The following is an 18,872-nucleotide window of genomic DNA, read 5'->3' as shown; positions in this document are numbered from 1 at the left end:
CCCTCTACGCCAGCCTGCGCTTCGGTAAAAACAACCACAGTACCGCCAGCATGATAAACGCGTAAAGGCTCTTCCAGCCCACCATCGCCAGCAGCAGCAGGCACAGCAGGCTGCCAAACGCCGCTAACAGGCGATAACGTCCCTCAAGCAAACGGCAGCCCGCCAGCATGCACAGCAGATAGATCATAATAAAAATGCCGTTGGCGTAGACGATCAGCGCATCAAGATTGATATTGAGTGCATAAATGCCTAACGCGCTAATGACGCAGCAGCCGAGCACCGCATTCAGCGCGTTGCGCGGAATCTGTCGCGGCGACAGCCGGGCCAGATAGCTCTCGGGCTTGTACTGCGCCTGCGACCAGACCAGGCGAGCAAAACTCTGAATATAGATATTGAGGCTGGCGAAGCAGGCGAGATAGCCGATAACGCAGGCAATCCACAGCGCCTGCACGCCAAACAGGCGCACCACGATATTGGGCAGCGACGCGGCGGCGGCCATCTCTTCGCCAAAGGCGTGAAAATGCAGAACCAGTACCGTACAGGCCCAATAGACTGAACCCGCCAGTAATAAGCCGATCATCAGCGCGCGGGGGAAATCGCGTTCCGGCTGCTTAAATTCAGAGGCCAGGTGCGCGAAGGCCTCAAGACCGACAAAACACCAGAACATCACCGAAAGGGCAGAAAAAAGCTGCGAACTGTCGATATCAGAAGGCGCCGGGAAGGGGATCTGCGCTGGGTTTATCCCCCCGCGCCACCAAATGGCGACAATCAGGGCGACAATCAGCACGGCAACCAGCGTTTGTAGATTGGCGCTGGAGCTGGCCCCGCGGGAACCGACCCACCAGATAATCGCCAACGTTCCCAGCTCGGCCAGCAGCAGCTGGCTATCGTGCCAGCCAAAGAGCGCCTGACCAAAGCCGGTGGCGATATGCAGGGCGGCGGGTAACCCGACCGGGATCACCGATAAAAAGAGCCAGCCGGTGACGCGCGCCAGGCGCGGGCCAAAAGCCATATGCACAAAATGCGCTACGCCGCCTGCACTGGGAAAGTGGCGGCCCAGCGTGGCGAAGACGATAGCGATGGGAAACACCAGTAAAATCAGCGCCGGCCAGGCCCAGAGGCTGTTATCGCCGGCGACTAATGCCGCCAGTGCCGGAACGGCGAAAACGCCGGTTCCCAGTAATGATGTGGAAAGTAGCCCCACTCCTTGAGCAAGCCCCAACTCCTGTTTTAAACCACTCATGATTCAACCTTGCGCCCGGCAAAAAAGGGATGGTATCACAATCGCTTTTGCTTATGACGTCAGGTGAGGACAGCAAATTAGTGTGCGTCTGAGCACGTGGACAAATTTTTTTTTGCTTTTCCCCTTGAAGCGGGAAAACCCCATCCCCATCTCTCAGGGCACTAGCCGGAAAACCGTGTGCGGACCGGCGTCATCCATAACTGATAATGACTTTCTCAAAGGAGAGCTATCAAAATGAGTATTCGTCCGTTACATGATCGTGTGATCGTCAAACGTAAAGAAGTTGAAACGAAGTCTGCTGGCGGCATCGTTCTGACCGGTTCTGCGGCAGCAAAATCAACTCGTGGCGAAATCATCGCTGTCGGTAAGGGCCGCATCCTGGAAAACGGAACCGTGCAGCCTCTGGACGTTAAAGTTGGTGACATCGTCATTTTCAACGATGGCTACGGCGTAAAATCCGAGAAGATCGACAATGAAGAAGTGTTGATCATGTCCGAGAGCGACATTCTGGCAATTGTTGAAGCGTAATCCGCGAACGACACTGAACATACGAATTTAAGGGAAAGATAAAATGGCAGCTAAAGACGTAAAATTCGGTAACGACGCTCGTGTGAAAATGCTGCGCGGCGTAAACGTACTGGCAGACGCAGTTAAAGTCACCCTGGGCCCGAAAGGCCGTAACGTGGTTCTGGACAAATCCTTCGGGGCGCCGACCATCACTAAAGACGGCGTGTCCGTAGCGCGTGAAATCGAGCTGGAAGACAAGTTCGAAAATATGGGCGCGCAGATGGTAAAAGAAGTTGCCTCTAAAGCGAACGACGCTGCAGGCGACGGTACCACTACCGCAACCGTACTGGCTCAGGCTATCATCGCTGAAGGCCTGAAAGCCGTTGCTGCGGGTATGAATCCGATGGATCTGAAACGTGGTATCGACAAAGCTGTCGTAGCCGCTGTTGAAGAACTGAAAACGCTGTCCGTACCGTGCTCTGATTCTAAAGCCATTGCTCAGGTTGGTACTATCTCCGCTAACTCCGACGAAACCGTAGGTAAATTGATCGCTGAAGCGATGGATAAAGTTGGTAAAGAAGGCGTGATCACCGTAGAAGACGGTACCGGTCTGGAAGACGAACTGGACGTGGTTGAAGGTATGCAGTTTGACCGCGGCTACCTGTCTCCGTACTTCATCAACAAGCCGGAAACCGGTGCTGTTGAGCTGGAAAGCCCGTTTATCCTGCTGGCTGACAAAAAAATCTCCAACATCCGCGAAATGCTGCCGGTTCTGGAAGCCGTAGCGAAAGCTGGCAAACCGCTGGTTATCATCGCTGAAGACGTAGAAGGCGAAGCGCTGGCGACCCTGGTGGTGAACACCATGCGCGGCATCGTTAAAGTGGCTGCGGTTAAAGCTCCGGGCTTCGGCGACCGTCGTAAAGCTATGCTGCAGGATATCGCAACCCTGACCGGCGGTACCGTTATCTCTGAAGAGATCGGTATGGAGCTGGAAAAAGCGACTCTGGAAGACCTGGGTCAGGCGAAACGCGTTGTTATCAACAAAGACACCACCACCATCATTGATGGCGTGGGTGAAGAAGCTGCGATTCAGGGCCGCGTTGCTCAGATCCGTAAGCAGATTGAAGAAGCAACTTCTGACTATGACCGTGAAAAACTGCAGGAGCGCGTAGCTAAACTGGCTGGCGGCGTCGCGGTAATCAAAGTTGGCGCAGCGACAGAAGTTGAAATGAAAGAGAAAAAAGCACGCGTTGACGATGCCCTGCACGCAACTCGTGCCGCGGTTGAAGAAGGCGTAGTTGCCGGTGGTGGCGTAGCGCTGGTTCGCGTTGCCGCTAAACTGGCTGGCCTGACTGCTCAGAACGAAGATCAGAACGTCGGTATCAAAGTTGCGCTGCGCGCAATGGAGGCTCCGCTGCGTCAGATCGTATCCAACGCTGGTGAAGAGCCATCTGTTGTTGCTAACAACGTAAAAGCCGGTGAAGGTAACTACGGTTACAACGCAGCAACTGAAGAATACGGCAACATGATCGACTTCGGTATCCTGGACCCAACTAAAGTGACTCGTTCTGCTCTGCAGTACGCAGCATCCGTTGCTGGTCTGATGATTACCACCGAGTGCATGGTCACCGACCTGCCGAAAAGCGATGCGCCTGATTTAGGTGCTGCTGGCGGTATGGGTGGCATGGGTGGTATGGGCGGCATGATGTAATCGTGCGCTATACCCCTTAAATAAAGAACCCTCGGGCAGAAATGCTCGGGGGTTTTTCTTTTTGTCGTCTTTTTAGTATAAGGTTGTACATCCGGGCCAGTGCGTCCAGCTCATTGATCGTGGGGAATAACATGCAGGTAAAATATTTAGCAGGGATTGTCGGCGCAGCATTGTTGTTAGCAGGTTGCAGCTCCAGCAACGAATTGACCTCTGGCGGCCAGAACGTACGCTTTGTTGAAGATAAGCCGGGTTCTGAATGCCAGCTGTTAGGGACCGCGACCGGAACGCAGAGCAACTGGCTGTCCGGGCAGAATGGTGATGAAGGCGGCTCTATGCGCGGCGCGGCAAATGCTCTGCGTAACCATGCGGCAGAAATGGGCGGCAACGTGATTTACGGCGTCAGCAGCCCGACGCAGAATCTGCTGTCGAGCTTTGTGCCGACCGATAGCCAAATGAACGGCCAGGTTTATAAGTGCCCGAACTGAGTTAACAGGTGCCTCTCTTGCATAAATTGAGGCACCCGCTTGATCTCTTTTATTGCTTGCTGATTTGCGCCTGAGTTTGCTGGTAGAACGCATGCAAAGGACGTAGGCACTCCTCCAGCGTCATCATTTTTCCTGGCTGAGAAGGAATTATTTGGCTAAAAATCTGGCTGGGCTGGCGCTGGGTATGCACTTCTTTCAGCTTTGGGCTTCTCTCAATTAAGCGCATTACAACGATATTTTCCTGCTCTGATGGATGAGCGGCGTTGGTTTTAATCACTGCGCCGGAGATGATTTTTCGGCCTTCCTCCGTGTCACAACAGTACAACACGCCGAGATAATGGGAAAACAGATTGAGCTTCCATTCATCCTGAAGATACTGCTGATAATCAACGCTGCTGGTATTCTTTAAATCCACCGCGTATAGCATCAGGCCTTCCAGCGAGGAAGTTAAATAATTAATTAGATCGCTATCACCAGTGTGTTTAAGCGACTGCTGAATGCCCACCAGCAGCGCTTCAACTTGCATATCATCAATGCGCAACGTAGCAATTTGTTCATTTTGCAGCACCAGTATGAGCGTTGACCAGGTGTGGCCGGGTTTTAACGTTATCGACATGATACGCTTTTCCGGATTGGGCTGCTGTACTTCCGGAATATCGATCGTCGGTGTATTTTCTATAAGGCGTTCATTAAAGGCCACCAGTTCATTCTTATAACTTTCGCCTTCAGCATTTAAGCGCTGCAGGACGATGGCCATTCTGTGCTGCAGAACTAACAGGAGATCCGCAAGAATCGGCGCCTGAAGATAATAAGACTGACAGAGTTGATTACTCTGTTTGACTTTGAGCATCAAAGCCAAAAATTTGTCCTCATATTTAATAGATGCAGTATTAAAACCAATAAATGTTCCTTGCATACGGATCTCCTTTTCCTGGTGGTTACGCTGGTGCCTGCATATGGAGCTGTGACATATCAATGATGCGATCGGCTGAGGCAATGGTGGATGGTCGATGGGCAACAATGATTCGGGTAATGCTTAAACCAGAGATAGACTGGTTAATGGCCGATTCATTTTTCAGGTCGAGATGGCTGGTGGCTTCATCCATAAACAGAATGCTGGGTTTGCGGTAGAGCGCACGGGCGATTAAGATTCGCTGTTTTTGCCCGCCAGAGATGCCTAAACCAAGCTCACCGACAATGGTTTCGTAACCCATAGGCATTTTCATAATTTCGTCATGAATATTACACCTGCGCGCACATTCGATTATGAAATCCATATCGGCGTTATCTTCAAAACCGCTGATATTATCGATAAGTGAGCCAGAGAAAAGACGGTCCTCCTGAAGAACGCAGGCCGTTCCATGGCGGAAGTTGTTAAGGCCAATTTTTTGAATATCGAGATTATCCGCTATCACGTCGCCGCTGGTGGGGGCTAACAGGCCGCACATGACTTTCAGTAGGGTGGTTTTACCGACCCCGGAAGGGCCCACCAGAGCTATTGACTCACCTGGTTCAACGGTAATATTTAAATTAGAAAAAATAGGCTGTGAGAACGGATCGTACTGATAGCTGAGATTTTTCACTTCCAGCTTAACGCCCGTATTTTCAGCAAAAACGCGTCGCGAAGGCAGCTCTTTTTCTGGCTCGCTGAAGACGATCTCTGAAAGACGCTCATTATGTAACGACAGCATGCGCAGTTGCATGACCAGGTCGATCAAGCTTGATGCTCGCTGCGAGAATTGCCCGCGATAGGCGTTAAAAGCCATAAACATACCGAGGGTCATATTGTTATCAATAACCATAATAGCACCCAGCCAGAGTACGGCGACTTGATCGATAGAGGTAATAAAAGTATTAATACCGCCAAACATCATATCGAAACGAGTCTGTTTGATGCCGGCATTACAGGCATCGATATTGATATTTAACCAGTGCTGCGAACGACGCTCTTTTAAGTTGAGCGCTTTAATGGTTGAAATGCCATACAGCGACTCCATGAAGTGCGAGCTGGAGCGCGCGCCCTTGATAACCTGCTCTTCGGCAACGCGACGATAGAAGCTGTAGGTGGCAAAACGCATGATGGCGTAGCATAACGTAAAGCCTACCACGACCCAGACCAGCCAGCCGCCGTACAGGGTTAACATAACCAGCAGGCCAATCGTCATGATTGAGTCGATAATGCCGGTAACAATGCTATTGGTAAACGTTGAACGGATAGTATCCAGCGATGAGAAGCGAGACTGAATATCGCCTAAATGGCGCTTCTCAAAAAAGGATAATGGTAGGCTCGTCAGATGATCGAACAGCGTTGTCTTCCACTGAATGTTGGTTAAGGTGTTTAACGTTAATGAGGTCCATGCTCTCAGCATACTGATAAAGGTGCGAAAGAGCGTAAAAAACACCAGGCCAATACATATGACAGAAAGCAGGCTCTGGTCGTGGGCCATGATGACATGGTCGGTTACCAGCTGCGTACCGATAGGTAATAACAAACCGATGGCTTCAACGACAACCGAAAAGGCAAAGATCTTCAGCAGGACGGATTTGAGGCCAACAATGTTGCGCATCAGATCCAGCAGGCGCAGGCGAGACTTTGCCTGCTCCTGCTGGAAGTTTTGATCTGGCCATAGCTCCAGGGCAACGCCGGTAAAGTTATTCGACATCTCCTGGATACCAATAACTCTTTTTCCCAGCGCCGGGTCATGAACGATAAAGCTACTTTTACGTGCTTTAGTCAGTACAACGTAGTGGTTCATACCCCAGTGGATAATGCAGGGGAGCTTTAGCTGCTTTATTTCATCGAGGTCGAGAGAAAGTGCCCGGCTTTTTAGCCCGGCATGTTCCGCCGTTTTACTTAATGACATCAGCGTGACGCCCTGAGAGGGGCTGCCGTAGCGATGGCGGAAGTTAAACAGATCGATATTGAGACCGTAAAAGCCGCATACCATTGCCAGGCAGGCGATGCCGCATTCGGCAGCCTCTGACTGTAAAATAACCGGCGTTTTATGGCGGAATGAAAAATTAAGCTTATCGGTAATGGTTTTAAATAGTTCTTTATTCATCGATCGGGCCACTCACGCTTTGCGTCATCTTATAGAAAGGAGTAAACATCCACATGTAAAGCGGGCGTTCTTCAAGGAAAACTACCGCCTGAGCCTTCAGGCCGTTAGAGAGCGTGAGCGTTTTTCCATTGTAGCTAAATGTTTTATCTTTGATTTTTATAATAGCTTTATACAGTGCGAGCTCCTGCTGATTAGTGCCGTTATTGACGTTGGTATATTCGGCCATCTCCTGGCGAGATGCGGGAACTGAAGATATGCTTAGCACCTTTCCAGGGAATTGACCAAATTTATCCGCCGGAAATGCATCATAACGAATATTTATCGTATCTCCTGGCTTCACGTAGGGGATCGTATTATTGGGCAACCAAAGGATAAGGTAATATTCAATGTCACCTGTCGGTTTAATCTGGGCAAGGCTGCTACCGTTTTCGACCATCTGACCTTTAGTAACGGCCAGTGACTCTATTTTTCCGTCGGTAGTGGCTTTAATAATGATATTGCCATTGGCGTTTGATTCTACCAGCTGATTTTTATAATCATTAATTTGATTATGCTGGCTGGATATCTGGTTGTCAAAATCCGCTGCTTTAGTAACTTTGTCACTATTCGTTTGCGTGAGCTGAGATTCCAGCTGCATTTTTTGAGTGACCAGAGATTGATAAGCACTTTGCTGCTGGAAATATAATGAATGCTGGTAGTTATACTGATCTTTGGTAATCATGCCGTCTTTCAGGTATTTGTCATAGCTGGCCAGGTTGGTATGCATTTTCTTCAAACCAGCCTGAGTATTTGCCAACATGCGATTCGTTTCTGCCAGGGAGTCACGGGTAGTTTTTATTTGTTTATCCAGGGCGCTTAGCGTTTCAGACTTATTATGTGAAAGTTTGCTGATGATATCCTGGGCATTAGCGATTTTCTCATTGATGACTTCAATCTGTGCAGTGCTGACATTGCCATTCACTGTATTGCGTGAAATATCCAGTTCATAGAGTGATTGACCTTTTTTAACTATATCACCCACTTTTACATGCTGGTTAACAACAAAACCCTGCTGGGGAGCGAAAACGTTAACGGAGTGGGGAAGGGTAATAACTTCACCACGTACATCAATACGCTGGGTAAAGGTGCAATATATAAGCGAAAGTACCAGGGCAATAAGGAAAATGAATGCCAGTAAGGTTATAAGCCATGCAGGAATTCCTGCCAACAATAGAGCTTTCCCTTTCCAGTGCGTTTTTTTGTACTCAATCGCTTCCTTGCGATAGATATTTTTTAGCATATTTTACCAATTTTACTCTGCTTCTAGTAAAAAAGGTCTGGATATCCAGACCTTTAATTCAATGAATATAAAGAATATTATCTATTCATGATACTATAATATATTCGATTGTTGAATTTTAAGCCCAAGGAGCAAGGGTGCCGTTATAGAGACCATTCATAGCTGCTTGAGCTTCCTTGCTGGCAAATTCCCAGCCACCCATAGCGCCGTAAACTGCACCACCAATAGCACCAACAGCCAGACCCCAAACCATTCCAACAGCTTGCCCGATAGCACCAATACCAAGTAGACCACCGCCGTCACCACCCTGTGATCCCCCAATAGTCGAACCTATCATCGCATGTGCTGCACCAGAAATTATGGCAGAGGCTACTGCTTCAGCACCGTTACTTACTACACTTGTGATAGCTGAGCTGATAGAAGAGAAGTCCCAAGAATATCCACCGGAGATAGTTTCCATTTCGAATACAGTCAATTGTTTCATTACATATTCCCTTTTATACTAATATTATTCTACGATAACAATATGTTAATAATAAGTAGGTTAACATATTTTGTTACATTTAGTCTACGAAAGGTCACTAATGCGTTATGTGACATTTCGACGATGATTTTAGTATGCGCTTTTTATTTTTCAATGCCATTTGTCATGATTAAATGATGAATTTTTAGTTGTTCATGTATCAATTTTTATGGATTTATATAATTACTCTCTTAACTATCATTGAAACTCCGAAATAAGTTATATTTCATATGGTCAATATGCCGCCAGCCTGGCTTAGGCTTGACGGTATGACATTTATCTTCATGTAGGTTAAGGTTATTCTTCCTGAAGGACAATCTCTAGGTCTGTTTTGATCTCCCCAGTAGTTCCTGTTGAAACATTTTGGGCGATTTTATAGTAATCAGCCGTTAACGTTATATCTTGACTCTTCGAGCTGGTGAAGGGATAGGCTTCCAGATTGTTAAATTTTATCGCAGAGCTTCCTTTTTTTAAAATTATGCCTACATTTTGAGCACCATCTGATAATGAATTTAGTAATAATCCATCGGTGCTAGTTGATGCTATAGATATAGGGCTAAACCAGTAAATATATTTCTTGTTAACTTCGGAGTCTGGGCAGCTAATATCAAGTGTGATGCTTTTTGCTTTTCCAACGGCACTTCCAACTGACACTGAGTTCAGCTCTGAAATATCAATGTTTGATAGTCTTACTATATTTCCGTTTCGGGGGGAAATTTCACATGTGGTTTCTTTGAATTTTATGTTAGTTAAGTCAATAATGATTCTGAATAATTCAGTTGCATTTGACGAACCAGTACTAGTCTGATTTGGCGGGCCAGCCATAAAGTAAACAGAGGTTTTTCTTCCCGTCGTTTTAGTTATGGGGCCTGTTTTAACTAACCAAACCATGACTTGGCCAGATGAGTTAGAGAAATAATGAGTATTGGCTGCTTCTGGCTGATCTATATTTGCTGGTGAAAAATAGTTTGCAGATGGTAACGTAATATCGGAGATCTGAAAGCCAATACCAGGGATACCTGTCTCATATACGACTTTGCCACCAATTTTTGAAATGCTAGATGGACTAACTGTAGGAACGGTTCTAACAACAAAAACGTCACTAGCGCTACATGACGAAAATGTTTTGGGATCAACACCTCCGCGCCTTGCTGACGCTAATATGCTTCCATTAGGTAATGTTGAATCAGCGATTACAGAGCCACTGAAGTTAACGCTAATTGCACCGCCACCAGTTTTACCATACGTGCAGGTAGCTACTGCATGCGAGCTTATGCAGAGTAAGCTAATAATAAAAAAAAGACTTTTCATAGTATTACTATCCCTGTTAACGGCAAACCGCAGTGGCCTGCGCAATGCCTTCGGTTGTCGCAGCTAAGCTATAAGTTGCCTTACACTGCTGGCCGCTTTTAGTTCCCCACCGGGCATAAATTTCACCGTTATCTTTCAGCCCGGACATATAAACCATGCCACCGTCGGATACGATGCTGGCCTGAGCATTTTTATCCGTGGTTAAGGTTACCGTCGCACCATAAGGAACATAGTCACCCGACGTTCTTTTCAATATCAGGAAAGCGCGACGGCCAATATTGCCTTCAAAGTTTGCCCGTACAATTGCGGCACGAGTGGGCACCACTTTCTGCGTGGTATTCGGTAATTCCATATTGTCACTCAGGGTGGTGTTATCTAAAGTCACACTGGTTCGATGGTATGGTGTAACGTATGGGATAATTGCGTAACCACGATAATCTGTTGTAATACTGACATCATTTTCCAGTCGAACATTATCTAACCCCGGGGCTTTAACTAACACCGCTGTTTCAGACATTTCCTGACCCAGAGTAATCCCGTCAGCGTGGAGCAGGACTCCACCGCTCATACCATAGTTAATGAGCTGGCTATGTTTGCTATAGCTGTAACCACCGTTAATGGAACCCATTGAACCACGATAGTTGCTATATACCCCACCGCTGGCATCTTCCCGATTGCTATAACCCTGCTGTACGTTCCAGTCCAGATTATGATTTTCCAGCGCTACACCGCTGAGAGAAACGTACTGGTCGGTAGATCCTGGGCTGCTATTAGTGACGTTATAGGTTGCGTAGGTATTGGATATCCAGTCACCTAATGGCACTGTGATGTTAAATGAAACGACGTGGTCGTCTTCGACGGTACGATTCGAGCCGCTATCGCCCCAGGAATAGCGACTGTAGCTATAGCCTGCATAATAGTTAAAGCGACGGAACCCACCATTATAGCCAATATTGAATGAGTTGTTACGGCGATTGCTATCCCAGTAGTCTTCAAATATACCGGAGACGGACAGACTTCCGAGCCCTGAACCCAGACTTTGATTTACGGTGATATTGGTTCTGTTTCGTAAAGAACGAGAAGTATAACTACCGTAGCGATTATTATAAGTGTTCATTACATCAGTAAGCGTATTGAACCCAGAGGTGGAGTAGCGGTAGCCTGCGACGGTGATATTCGTGCCGGTTTCAAGAATATTTTTACCATAGCGGATACGCCAGGACTGACCCGTCGTTTTATCCATATCTTTCTTTTTCGACCAGGCTTCGGTGACGTCGGCTGAAACTGCACCGATATCACCCAGATTTTGCCCGACACCTAAAGCCAGCGCCTGATAACTCGATGCAGCCTGCAGGCCGGTGTAAAAAGTCGTATTGCTTAATACGCCGTAGCTGATGGTCGCTTGGGTAAATGGTTTTTCGTCAACATCGCCATCATAGGGACGATATTTACCGCTGGTGATTTCGTATTCCACCTGGCCTTCTCTGAGCATCAGCGGCAGAGAGGCGTAAGGAACAACGAAGTTTTGTCGGGAGCCATCGGCTTCTTCGACAGTGACATAGAGATCACCGTTACCGCCGGTTGAGTAGAGGTCGGTAATTTCAAAGGCACCAGGTGCAACAAAGGCTTGATAGATCTGGTAGCCGTTCTGTTTGATAACTACGCGGGCGTTAGTTCTGGCAATACCACGCACGATAGGGGCGAAGCCGCGCAGGCTTTCTGGAATCATATCAGTATCAGTAGCAAGCTGAATACCGGTAAACGGCACGCTATCAAAAATACTTGATAGTGAACTGCTTTCTCCCATTACCAGCGTGCTTTTTAGGGGGATAATACTCCGTTGAGCATAAAGATATACTGAATCCCAATCGCTCTGGATACCAGCCGATTTATTCCATGTGCTGAGATTACGTAGACGCCATGGTCCAATGTTTAGGCCAGATTGTAAGTTGAGGTTGTAGTATTCATTATTCGCCTCATAATCCTTCCCTGAGCTGAATTGGTAATTGGTCAGCAGTGCGTTAATTCCATCATCAAATTCTTCAGGCGGGACAAACCCTTGAGCAATAGTTGATAATGCAGCCTGTGGTATGGATATCAGCAGTTGCTGAGTATTGAAGTTAAAATCTGTCGTGAAGTTAGGTATCCCACTGACATCAGCGCACCCGTTAGTATCTTCTTTTAAGTGAGGGAACGCTTCTGAGCGTAAACCATAGCTGGTTAATTTAGCGATACTCAGGCAGGGAACTAGTTTCAGAGCACCAGTAGTCGGATCTTTTTTTTCGACAAATTGAATATCAGTTGTTTCCTGCAGGTTGTTGTTTAAAACTACATCAATACGATACTCACCCGGTGCCTGAGCATCTTTCGTTGCGTACAGCGATAAGTCCGGTATTGAGGAAGGGTCGCTTTGCCCCACTGATTTAATAAAATCAGGATCAAAAAAATCACGCGCCAGGGCATTGTTACAAAAACCGAGGGCTAACGCAGGAACAAGAACGAAAAATGGGTGGGACACACCAGAAAGAACACCATCCCTTTTTTTTATTAAAATAGACATACTTTTCACCCTGGTCGTTCAAAAAAGAACTAAAAAATTAAATTGATGACGAGTAGGCAGAACCCATGCCTCCGTTGTCAGTTGCGACTTTCCATACTATTTCTGAGCCATTTACACCCGCTGGTAATGTAAATTCTTTGGTTGCGAATGCATCGATATTGTTAATGGAACCACTCACTTCTGTGTTATTAATTTTGATTGACTTAAAATAGATAAAAAATGGTGTCGTGTTTTTTAGCGTGATTTTATTACCACTTCTCCGCCATTCTAATTTCTTTGCTTCTTGGTTAATCGAAAGATCGTGTAAGGATTTTGGGCGATAGATAAGACGCATTCTATGACGCACAGCCAGTTGGATTTTGTTTTTATCCGTGTCTGCGTCACTGGTCGGTGGGATTGACATTACGTTGAAATAATAAACAGTTTCCCTATCTTTAGGCGCGTTAGTTATGTTCGCATTAGGAAATATACGCACAGTATTTTTCTGTTTTGCTTCCAGACGAAAAAGAGGAGGGGTTACCATAAAAAAAGACATTTGGCTGCCTTCGCGAGGCTCAACCCATGACTTTATTAAATACGGAATATTATCTTTGTTTTCCAGGTTAGCGTTAATTTCACGCGCCCCCTCTTTATAAAGATGCCGTGTGGAGTCCACAACTACACCGCTATAGGCGGCAAAACTTACTGAAAACGCAAAAACTGCCACTATCTTTAATAATGACTTCAACATAATTCATTCCCTGAATAAAAATAGGGCTTGCCTGAGGCAGGCCCTATTGAGTATTAGTAGGTGATGGTAAAGGTAGCTACACCTTTAACTGCGCCATCGGTAACGCCGGCAGCGGTTTTAACATATGCTGCTTTGTAGCGCAGGTAAGATGGGGTACCCGCAGTATAAGCGACAACTTTAGGTGTTGTGCCTGTGAAGCTCACGCGAGAACCATCGGTGTTAACAACAGTTACTGCTGCGTTGGTTGCTGGGTTTACAGCGGTGTTAGTCAGCACGTTATCCTGGCCGCTGATATAGTCGCCGGTTACGGTCACGTTGAGGTTACCAGTGTAATCGGTTGCGCCTTTCTGGCAATCTTCAATTTTGTATTCAATATCTTTTGCAAGAGACATATACGGCGAGTTTACGGCCTGGCCTTCCAGGGTAGAGGCTTTAACATCATCCAGAGTTAAAGAACCTCCCTGGATCTGCGCTGAAGGAGTAACGTTACAGGACTCACCGGTATCAGTGACGTTGCCCAGAATTGTTAGTTGAGAACTGTTCCCTGCCGCGAAAGCCTGAGCGCTCAGAACTGCGGAAGCAGCGACCATTACAGCTACGATTGTTTTTTTCATTTATTTAATCCATTTATAGATACTAAAGTCCTGAATAGATACTCGGCCCGGTTGTTAATTAATGATATTAGTAATAACTAACACCCCGTATCTATGCCTGAGCTCTATCGTTTTCTTACTCCTGCTGCCGCTATTGCGTATAGCTAGTATACATAAAGCGTACTGTACCGGAGCGGGAACAAATCTAAGTGTAGGGTAGACAAAATGCATGTGAATTCTGCTTGAATTTAAACCTCGTTTATTGAAGGTTGCAAATTCACAAAGAGATTTCGTGGATAATAATGAGCGTGTCTGGAACGTATAGTTGTAAATCAGTCTTCCCTTTGGTTCAAATATCATGATAATATTATCTTTGCTCTGGGAAGAGCGGGAGCTTATCCGTAAAATTATCTAATCTGGCAGGCTTAAAGGGATGTACCGTGTTTGCTAAAGGTGAATTTGAATTTAATTCATCTTTATTTCATATGGAATGGTGAAGGGGGATTGGAATTATGATATTCAATGAATATATCATTAATAATGAAGTTATATTTAATGTAAATATGAATGAGTTGCAGCCCGTTGGGGAAAATGGGGATAGCGTGACCCTGAATGCGCCAACTGCACGCTGCCTTCAACTTTTACTGGAAAGCAATGGGAAGATTATATCCAGAGAAGAGTTTCTGGATATAGTATGGAAAACCAGAGGTGTTGTCGTTTCCCAGAATACTTTCTATCAAAATATTTCCTTGCTAAGAAAATCGTTAGTAAAAGCAGGGTTGTCGCAGGATATTATTGTTACTGTAAGGCAGAGGGGGTTTGTTCTTGCGGCTGGTTCACATATAGCCTCATTCTTCCGAACGGAGGAGAAACAGCCTGAAAATCTACAGATCACCGCGAGCACATCCTCGCCCCCGGTTGAGAAAAATGTGATTCATAATTTAGCCATTCAGGATGACGCCTCAAAAAGTTTCAGTGGCAATAAAGCAACAGAATTCAAATTACCTGGGTGGATCTTACCCCTGTTATTGGCGATGACCGCAGCAAACATTCTTTCTCTTTTTTTGTAACTAATAATGAATGAAGTTACAGCTTACTTTTATATTTGCTTTTACTTTCTTCTGGAGAATACTCGTTTTACGAAAATTATAAGTCGTTAGTATTTATACACAGTGAGTAATGGCAAGTAGGTAGTCTGCCAGGCAGTGCCCGGCAGACGGATTGGTTATCGCTGCTTTAATCCTAAGTCCAGGGGAGTCTTACTTGGTTCTCCGCCGATTTCCCGTGCAAGTTTTGGTACTAAATAGCCGGATATCAGGGTGAGCAGTTCGCGCATGATGGTTCTGGCCTCTTCGTCACTGACCATAAAATGAGCCGCCCCCTGCACTTTGTCCAGAACGTGGAGATAGTAGGGCATGACGCCAGCGTCGAAGAGCGCATTGCTCAAATCGGCGAGCGTATGCGCGTTATCGTTTACACCGCGCAGCAGCACGCTTTGGTTCAATAAGGTTACGCCAGCCATACGCAGCTTTTTCATGGACGAACGAAATGCCGCATCAATCTCGTTAGCGTGGTTAACATGGTTTACCAGCAGTACCTGTAGCGATGATGCAGAAATACGGGCAACCAGCGTATCGGTAATACGCGCAGGAATCACAACGGGCAACCGGCTGTGGATACGTAGGCGTTTGATGTGCGGAATAGCTTCCAGCTGCGTCAAGAGCCAGTCGAGCTCATGATCCTTCGCCATGAGCGGATCGCCACCGGAAAAGATGATCTCATCGAGTCGGGGATGCGCCGCAATATACTCGAGGGCCATCTGCCAGTTACGTTTATTGCCCTGATTTTCAGCATAGGGGAAGTGACGACGGAAACAATAACGACAATTTACCGCACAGCCGCCTTTAACCAGCAGCAACGCGCGGTTGCTGTATTTATGCAGCAGGCCCGGCACAACGCTATGCTGTTCTTCCAACGGATCGGTAGAGAATCCTGAAACATTAGTAAACTCTTCCTGAGAGGTAAGTACCTGACGAAGAAGAGGATCATTAGGGTTGCCTGGTTCCATACGGGCAATAAACGCTCGTGGAACACGCAATGCGAACAGGCGCTTAGCATCGCGCCCTGCCAATAGATTCGCATCAGCGTCTACATTTAAAAGATGCAGCAGTTCATCAGGACTGGTCACAACATCGGCAAGTTGCGTTAACCAATCTTCTCTGGATGGGGTATTTAGGGTTACAATATGCGCCATTTTGTGGCTTAGCTACCAATTAACAAAATTTCAGAGGGCCTTATGGCGACTTACTATAGCAACGATTTTCGTGCCGGTCTTAAAATCATGATGGACGGCGAACCTTATGCAGTTGAAGCCAGTGAATTCGTTAAACCCGGCAAAGGCCAGGCTTTTGCACGCGTTAAGCTGCGCCGCCTGCTGACCGGTACTCGCGTTGAGAAAACTTTTAAGTCTACTGATTCTGCTGAAGGCGCGGACGTTGTCGATATGAACCTGACTTACCTGTATAACGACGGTGAGTTCTGGCACTTTATGAATAACTCTACTTTCGAACAGCTGGCTGCTGACGCTAAAGCCGTTGGCGATAACGCGAAATGGCTGCTGGATCAGGCTGAATGCATCGTGACCCTGTGGAACGGTCAGCCAATTTCCGTCACCCCACCAAACTTTGTTGAGCTGGAAATCGTTGAAACCGATCCTGGCCTGAAGGGCGATACTGCTGGTACTGGCGGCAAACCTGCAACGCTATCCACTGGCGCAGTAGTTAAAGTTCCTCTGTTCGTACAGATTGGCGAAGTCATCAAAGTGGATACCCGCTCTGGCGAATACGTATCCCGCGTGAAGTAATCTGGGCGATGAGATGGTTGGCGCAGCCGCAATGCTGCGCCCTCTATAATGTCGAAACTGCAGGCAAGGAAGATGAACGCTACGCTGAAACTTTTGTTACTGTTAGTTCTGGGCGGGTCGCTGCTTACCGGGTGCAACACGGCTCGTGGCGTTGGCGAGGATATCCAGAGCCTGGGTCATGCTATTTCTCACGCTGTCAGTTAATCTTATTTCATCAGGGAATTCTTATTCACACTCCCCACGCTCAATCCTATTCGCTCGCGTAATTTCTTTTTCTCTTAAAAATCGCCGCGTTTCCCTCATCCTGGAGCAGTTTGTCTATGCTTATAGAGCACGATAACTAAAACTGGTTAATAAGGATGACATTATGGTAAAAAAAGCGATTGCAGCGTTCTTTACGGTTTTGGCTCTTTCCTCTGTACTGACTGCATGTAACACCACGCGCGGTGTTGGTCAGGATATTTCAGAAGGCGGCAGCGCGATTTCGGGCGCCGCGACCAAAGCTCAGCAATAGACCATGGCGGTACGGCCGCTGGTCGTACCGTTCTTCCTCACCTTACCCACGTCGTGTATAATTCCTGCGGAATATCATCTACCTTACGGGACGACCTGTAAGCGTTTCACATCTGGGGACGGCCCCATTAAAGGAGCCATATGTCCTGGTTAGTTCTGTTTATCGCTGGTCTGCTGGAAGTTGTCTGGGCAGTCGGTCTGAAATATACCCACGGTTTTAGCCGTCTGGTGCCAAGCGTGTTAACGATTGCCGCTATGGTCATCAGCATGGCGCTGTTGTCATGGGCGATGAAAACGTTGCCCGTAGGGACGGCTTACGCCGTTTGGACCGGAATAGGCGCGGTCGGCGCAGCCGTGACGGGTATTATCCTGCTGGGTGAATCCGCCAGCCCGATGCGCATTGCCAGCCTGGCGTGTATTGTGATTGGCATCATTGGCCTGAAAATGAGCGCGCATTAATACTGCTGATTGACCCATAGCAGTTTGCTCACGTCGAATCCTTGCCGGGTAGCGATATCCAGCATCTGCTGCTTCACTTCCGGCGGGATTTTCGGCGTGCGCGCCAGTAGCCAGAGATAGTCGCGATCGGGTCCACAAACCAGCGCGTAGCGATAATCCTTATCCAGCGCCATCACGTTATAGCTGCCATAGAAGGGGCCGAAAAACGAGACTTTCAGCGCGGCTCGCGTGGGCTCTCCGGTAAAGTAGGCGACGCCATCGGTTTTTTGCCACATACCCCGGTCTGGGTTGTAGCCTTTATTTACCACGTTCAGTCCGCCATCATCGCGCAGGCTATACGTTGCGGTGACCTTTTCTAAGCCGCTTTCAAAACGGTGATCGAAGCGGGCAATCTCATACCAGGTGCCAAGATAGCGTTGAGCGTCGAAGGGGCTAACCACGGTTACGCCAGGAGGCGGCACCGGAGTACTACAGGCTACAAGCAGAAATGAAGCGGCAACAACCGCAAGAACGGGTAGCAGACGCATAATTTTTTCCTTGCCAGTTTTAAGCTAAGTGTAGAGCCAGGCAGGAAAAATGTGGCAGAATTTTCTTGAGAAGCGAGCCCGGTAACAGAATGCTACCGGGCTTATTGCGGCTGAGGTAAAAGCCGCGTACGGCTATTCGTTTAGATGAACAATATGCCGACCAGTGTGACGATGGTCAGAATCGCCGCAAGGCCGTAGAAGACCCATTTACCGTTGGGTACGTGAATTTTTAAATCGTGCATTGCATGGTGAATACGGTGAAGCCCGCACCATAGCGGCAGAACAATCATCAGGAAAATGAATGCACGGCCAATAAAGCTATGGGCAAAAGCCAGCACGCGTTCATAGCTGAAGGCGTCGGCAGGCGCGAGGCCAAGCGGCAGCATAATACCTACCAGCAGCACAATGACGGGGGCGATAATCGCTCCCCACATGCCGCCAGCGCCAAACAGCCCCCAGAATACCGGCTCATCAGAACGTTTTGGGTTGGGATTAATCATTCCAGC

The 18,872-nt window shown here is 47.4% G+C and carries 20 protein-coding genes; 8 read left to right on the top strand and 12 right to left on the bottom strand.

Going from position 1 to position 18,872, the window contains the following annotated elements:
• Nucleotides 1–4: 4 nt before the first annotated feature.
• Nucleotides 5–1,243, bottom strand: a complete 1,239-nt coding sequence (gene yjeH, locus EGY08_RS12760) for an L-methionine/branched-chain amino acid transporter (RefSeq protein ID WP_004127997.1) — start codon at nt 1,241–1,243, stop codon at nt 5–7.
• A 234-nt stretch (nt 1,244–1,477) separates the two neighbouring features.
• Between yjeH and EGY08_RS12755 the strand changes: the two genes are divergently transcribed.
• From EGY08_RS12755 to EGY08_RS12745, 3 genes are all read left to right on the top strand, one after another.
• Nucleotides 1,478–1,771, top strand: coding sequence for a co-chaperone GroES (locus EGY08_RS12755; protein WP_003855929.1), 294 nt, complete (start codon nt 1,478–1,480; stop codon nt 1,769–1,771).
• A gap of 43 nt (nt 1,772–1,814) precedes the next feature.
• Nucleotides 1,815–3,461, top strand: a complete 1,647-nt coding sequence (groL, locus tag EGY08_RS12750; RefSeq protein WP_004128001.1) for a chaperonin GroEL — start codon at nt 1,815–1,817, stop codon at nt 3,459–3,461.
• 131 nt (nt 3,462–3,592) lie between these two features.
• Nucleotides 3,593–3,946: a DUF4156 domain-containing protein gene (locus EGY08_RS12745; protein WP_004097909.1), complete on the top strand. Its 354-nt coding sequence runs from the start codon at nt 3,593–3,595 to the stop codon at nt 3,944–3,946.
• A gap of 49 nt (nt 3,947–3,995) precedes the next feature.
• Here the strand turns inward: EGY08_RS12745 and yjeJ are convergent, their stop codons facing one another.
• The 8 genes from yjeJ to EGY08_RS12705 form a co-directional block, all read right to left on the bottom strand.
• Nucleotides 3,996–4,862: a YjeJ family protein gene (gene yjeJ / locus EGY08_RS12740; RefSeq protein ID WP_087829693.1), complete on the bottom strand. Its 867-nt coding sequence runs from the start codon at nt 4,860–4,862 to the stop codon at nt 3,996–3,998.
• Between the two features lie 22 nt (nt 4,863–4,884).
• The gene (locus tag EGY08_RS12735) at nt 4,885–7,008 is read right to left on the bottom strand and encodes a peptidase domain-containing ABC transporter (RefSeq protein WP_004128007.1); all 2,124 of its coding nucleotides are present in this window, start codon (nt 7,006–7,008) and stop codon (nt 4,885–4,887) included.
• Entirely contained in the window at nt 7,001–8,287 is a 1,287-nt protein-coding gene (locus tag EGY08_RS12730; RefSeq protein ID WP_087829697.1) for an HlyD family secretion protein, read from the bottom strand. The genes EGY08_RS12735 and EGY08_RS12730 overlap by 8 nt, the downstream gene beginning before the upstream one ends.
• A gap of 118 nt (nt 8,288–8,405) precedes the next feature.
• Entirely contained in the window at nt 8,406–8,771 is a 366-nt protein-coding gene (locus EGY08_RS12725; RefSeq protein ID WP_032742011.1) for a hypothetical protein, read from the bottom strand.
• 336 nt (nt 8,772–9,107) lie between these two features.
• A complete protein-coding gene (locus EGY08_RS12720; RefSeq protein WP_087829699.1) occupies nt 9,108–10,121 on the bottom strand; it encodes a fimbrial protein in 1,014 nt (337 codons plus the stop codon).
• A gap of 16 nt (nt 10,122–10,137) precedes the next feature.
• A complete protein-coding gene (locus EGY08_RS12715; RefSeq protein ID WP_123828556.1) occupies nt 10,138–12,681 on the bottom strand; it encodes a fimbria/pilus outer membrane usher protein in 2,544 nt (847 codons plus the stop codon).
• Between the two features lie 37 nt (nt 12,682–12,718).
• A complete protein-coding gene (locus EGY08_RS12710) occupies nt 12,719–13,411 on the bottom strand; it encodes a molecular chaperone (protein ID WP_123828555.1) in 693 nt (230 codons plus the stop codon).
• Between the two features lie 53 nt (nt 13,412–13,464).
• Entirely contained in the window at nt 13,465–14,025 is a 561-nt protein-coding gene (locus EGY08_RS12705; RefSeq protein ID WP_004128016.1) for a fimbrial protein, read from the bottom strand.
• Nucleotides 14,026–14,516: 491 nt separating this feature from the next.
• Here EGY08_RS12705 and EGY08_RS12700 point away from each other — a divergent pair, with 491 nt between their 5' ends.
• A complete protein-coding gene (locus tag EGY08_RS12700) occupies nt 14,517–15,074 on the top strand; it encodes a winged helix-turn-helix domain-containing protein (RefSeq protein ID WP_004128019.1) in 558 nt (185 codons plus the stop codon).
• A gap of 155 nt (nt 15,075–15,229) precedes the next feature.
• Here EGY08_RS12700 and epmB read toward each other — a convergent pair whose 3' ends face one another.
• Nucleotides 15,230–16,258: an EF-P beta-lysylation protein EpmB gene (epmB, locus tag EGY08_RS12695; protein WP_123828554.1), complete on the bottom strand. Its 1,029-nt coding sequence runs from the start codon at nt 16,256–16,258 to the stop codon at nt 15,230–15,232.
• Nucleotides 16,259–16,300: 42 nt separating this feature from the next.
• Between epmB and efp the strand changes: the two genes are divergently transcribed.
• The 4 genes from efp (at nt 16,301) to sugE (ending at nt 17,839) form a co-directional block, all read left to right on the top strand.
• On the top strand, nt 16,301–16,867 hold the full coding sequence (gene efp, locus EGY08_RS12690; protein ID WP_004097931.1) for an elongation factor P: 567 nt from the start codon (nt 16,301–16,303) through the stop codon (nt 16,865–16,867).
• Nucleotides 16,868–16,939: 72 nt separating this feature from the next.
• The gene (locus EGY08_RS12685; protein ID WP_004128026.1) at nt 16,940–17,071 is read left to right on the top strand and encodes an entericidin A/B family lipoprotein; all 132 of its coding nucleotides are present in this window, start codon (nt 16,940–16,942) and stop codon (nt 17,069–17,071) included.
• A gap of 163 nt (nt 17,072–17,234) precedes the next feature.
• Nucleotides 17,235–17,381, top strand: a complete 147-nt coding sequence (gene ecnB, locus EGY08_RS12680; protein ID WP_004097935.1) for a lipoprotein toxin entericidin B — start codon at nt 17,235–17,237, stop codon at nt 17,379–17,381.
• Nucleotides 17,382–17,521: 140 nt separating this feature from the next.
• On the top strand, nt 17,522–17,839 hold the full coding sequence (sugE, locus tag EGY08_RS12675; protein ID WP_123828553.1) for a quaternary ammonium compound efflux SMR transporter SugE: 318 nt from the start codon (nt 17,522–17,524) through the stop codon (nt 17,837–17,839).
• Here sugE and blc read toward each other — a convergent pair.
• Together blc and frdD are read right to left on the bottom strand one after the other, a co-directional pair.
• Complete coding sequence (blc, locus tag EGY08_RS12670) at nt 17,836–18,366, bottom strand: outer membrane lipoprotein Blc (protein ID WP_049112906.1); 531 nt, start codon at nt 18,364–18,366, stop codon at nt 17,836–17,838. The two genes, sugE and blc, sit on opposite strands and share 4 nt — an antisense overlap.
• A 140-nt stretch (nt 18,367–18,506) precedes the next feature.
• Nucleotides 18,507–18,866, bottom strand: a complete 360-nt coding sequence (gene frdD, locus EGY08_RS12665; protein WP_004128035.1) for a fumarate reductase subunit FrdD — start codon at nt 18,864–18,866, stop codon at nt 18,507–18,509.
• Between the last annotated feature and the right edge of the window lie 6 nt (nt 18,867–18,872).

The sequence above is a fragment of the Klebsiella sp. FDAARGOS_511 genome (genome assembly GCF_003812845.1).
GTDB classification, from domain to species: Bacteria; Pseudomonadota; Gammaproteobacteria; order Enterobacterales; family Enterobacteriaceae; genus Klebsiella; species Klebsiella grimontii.
This window is presented reverse-complemented; position numbering and strand designations above follow the sequence as displayed.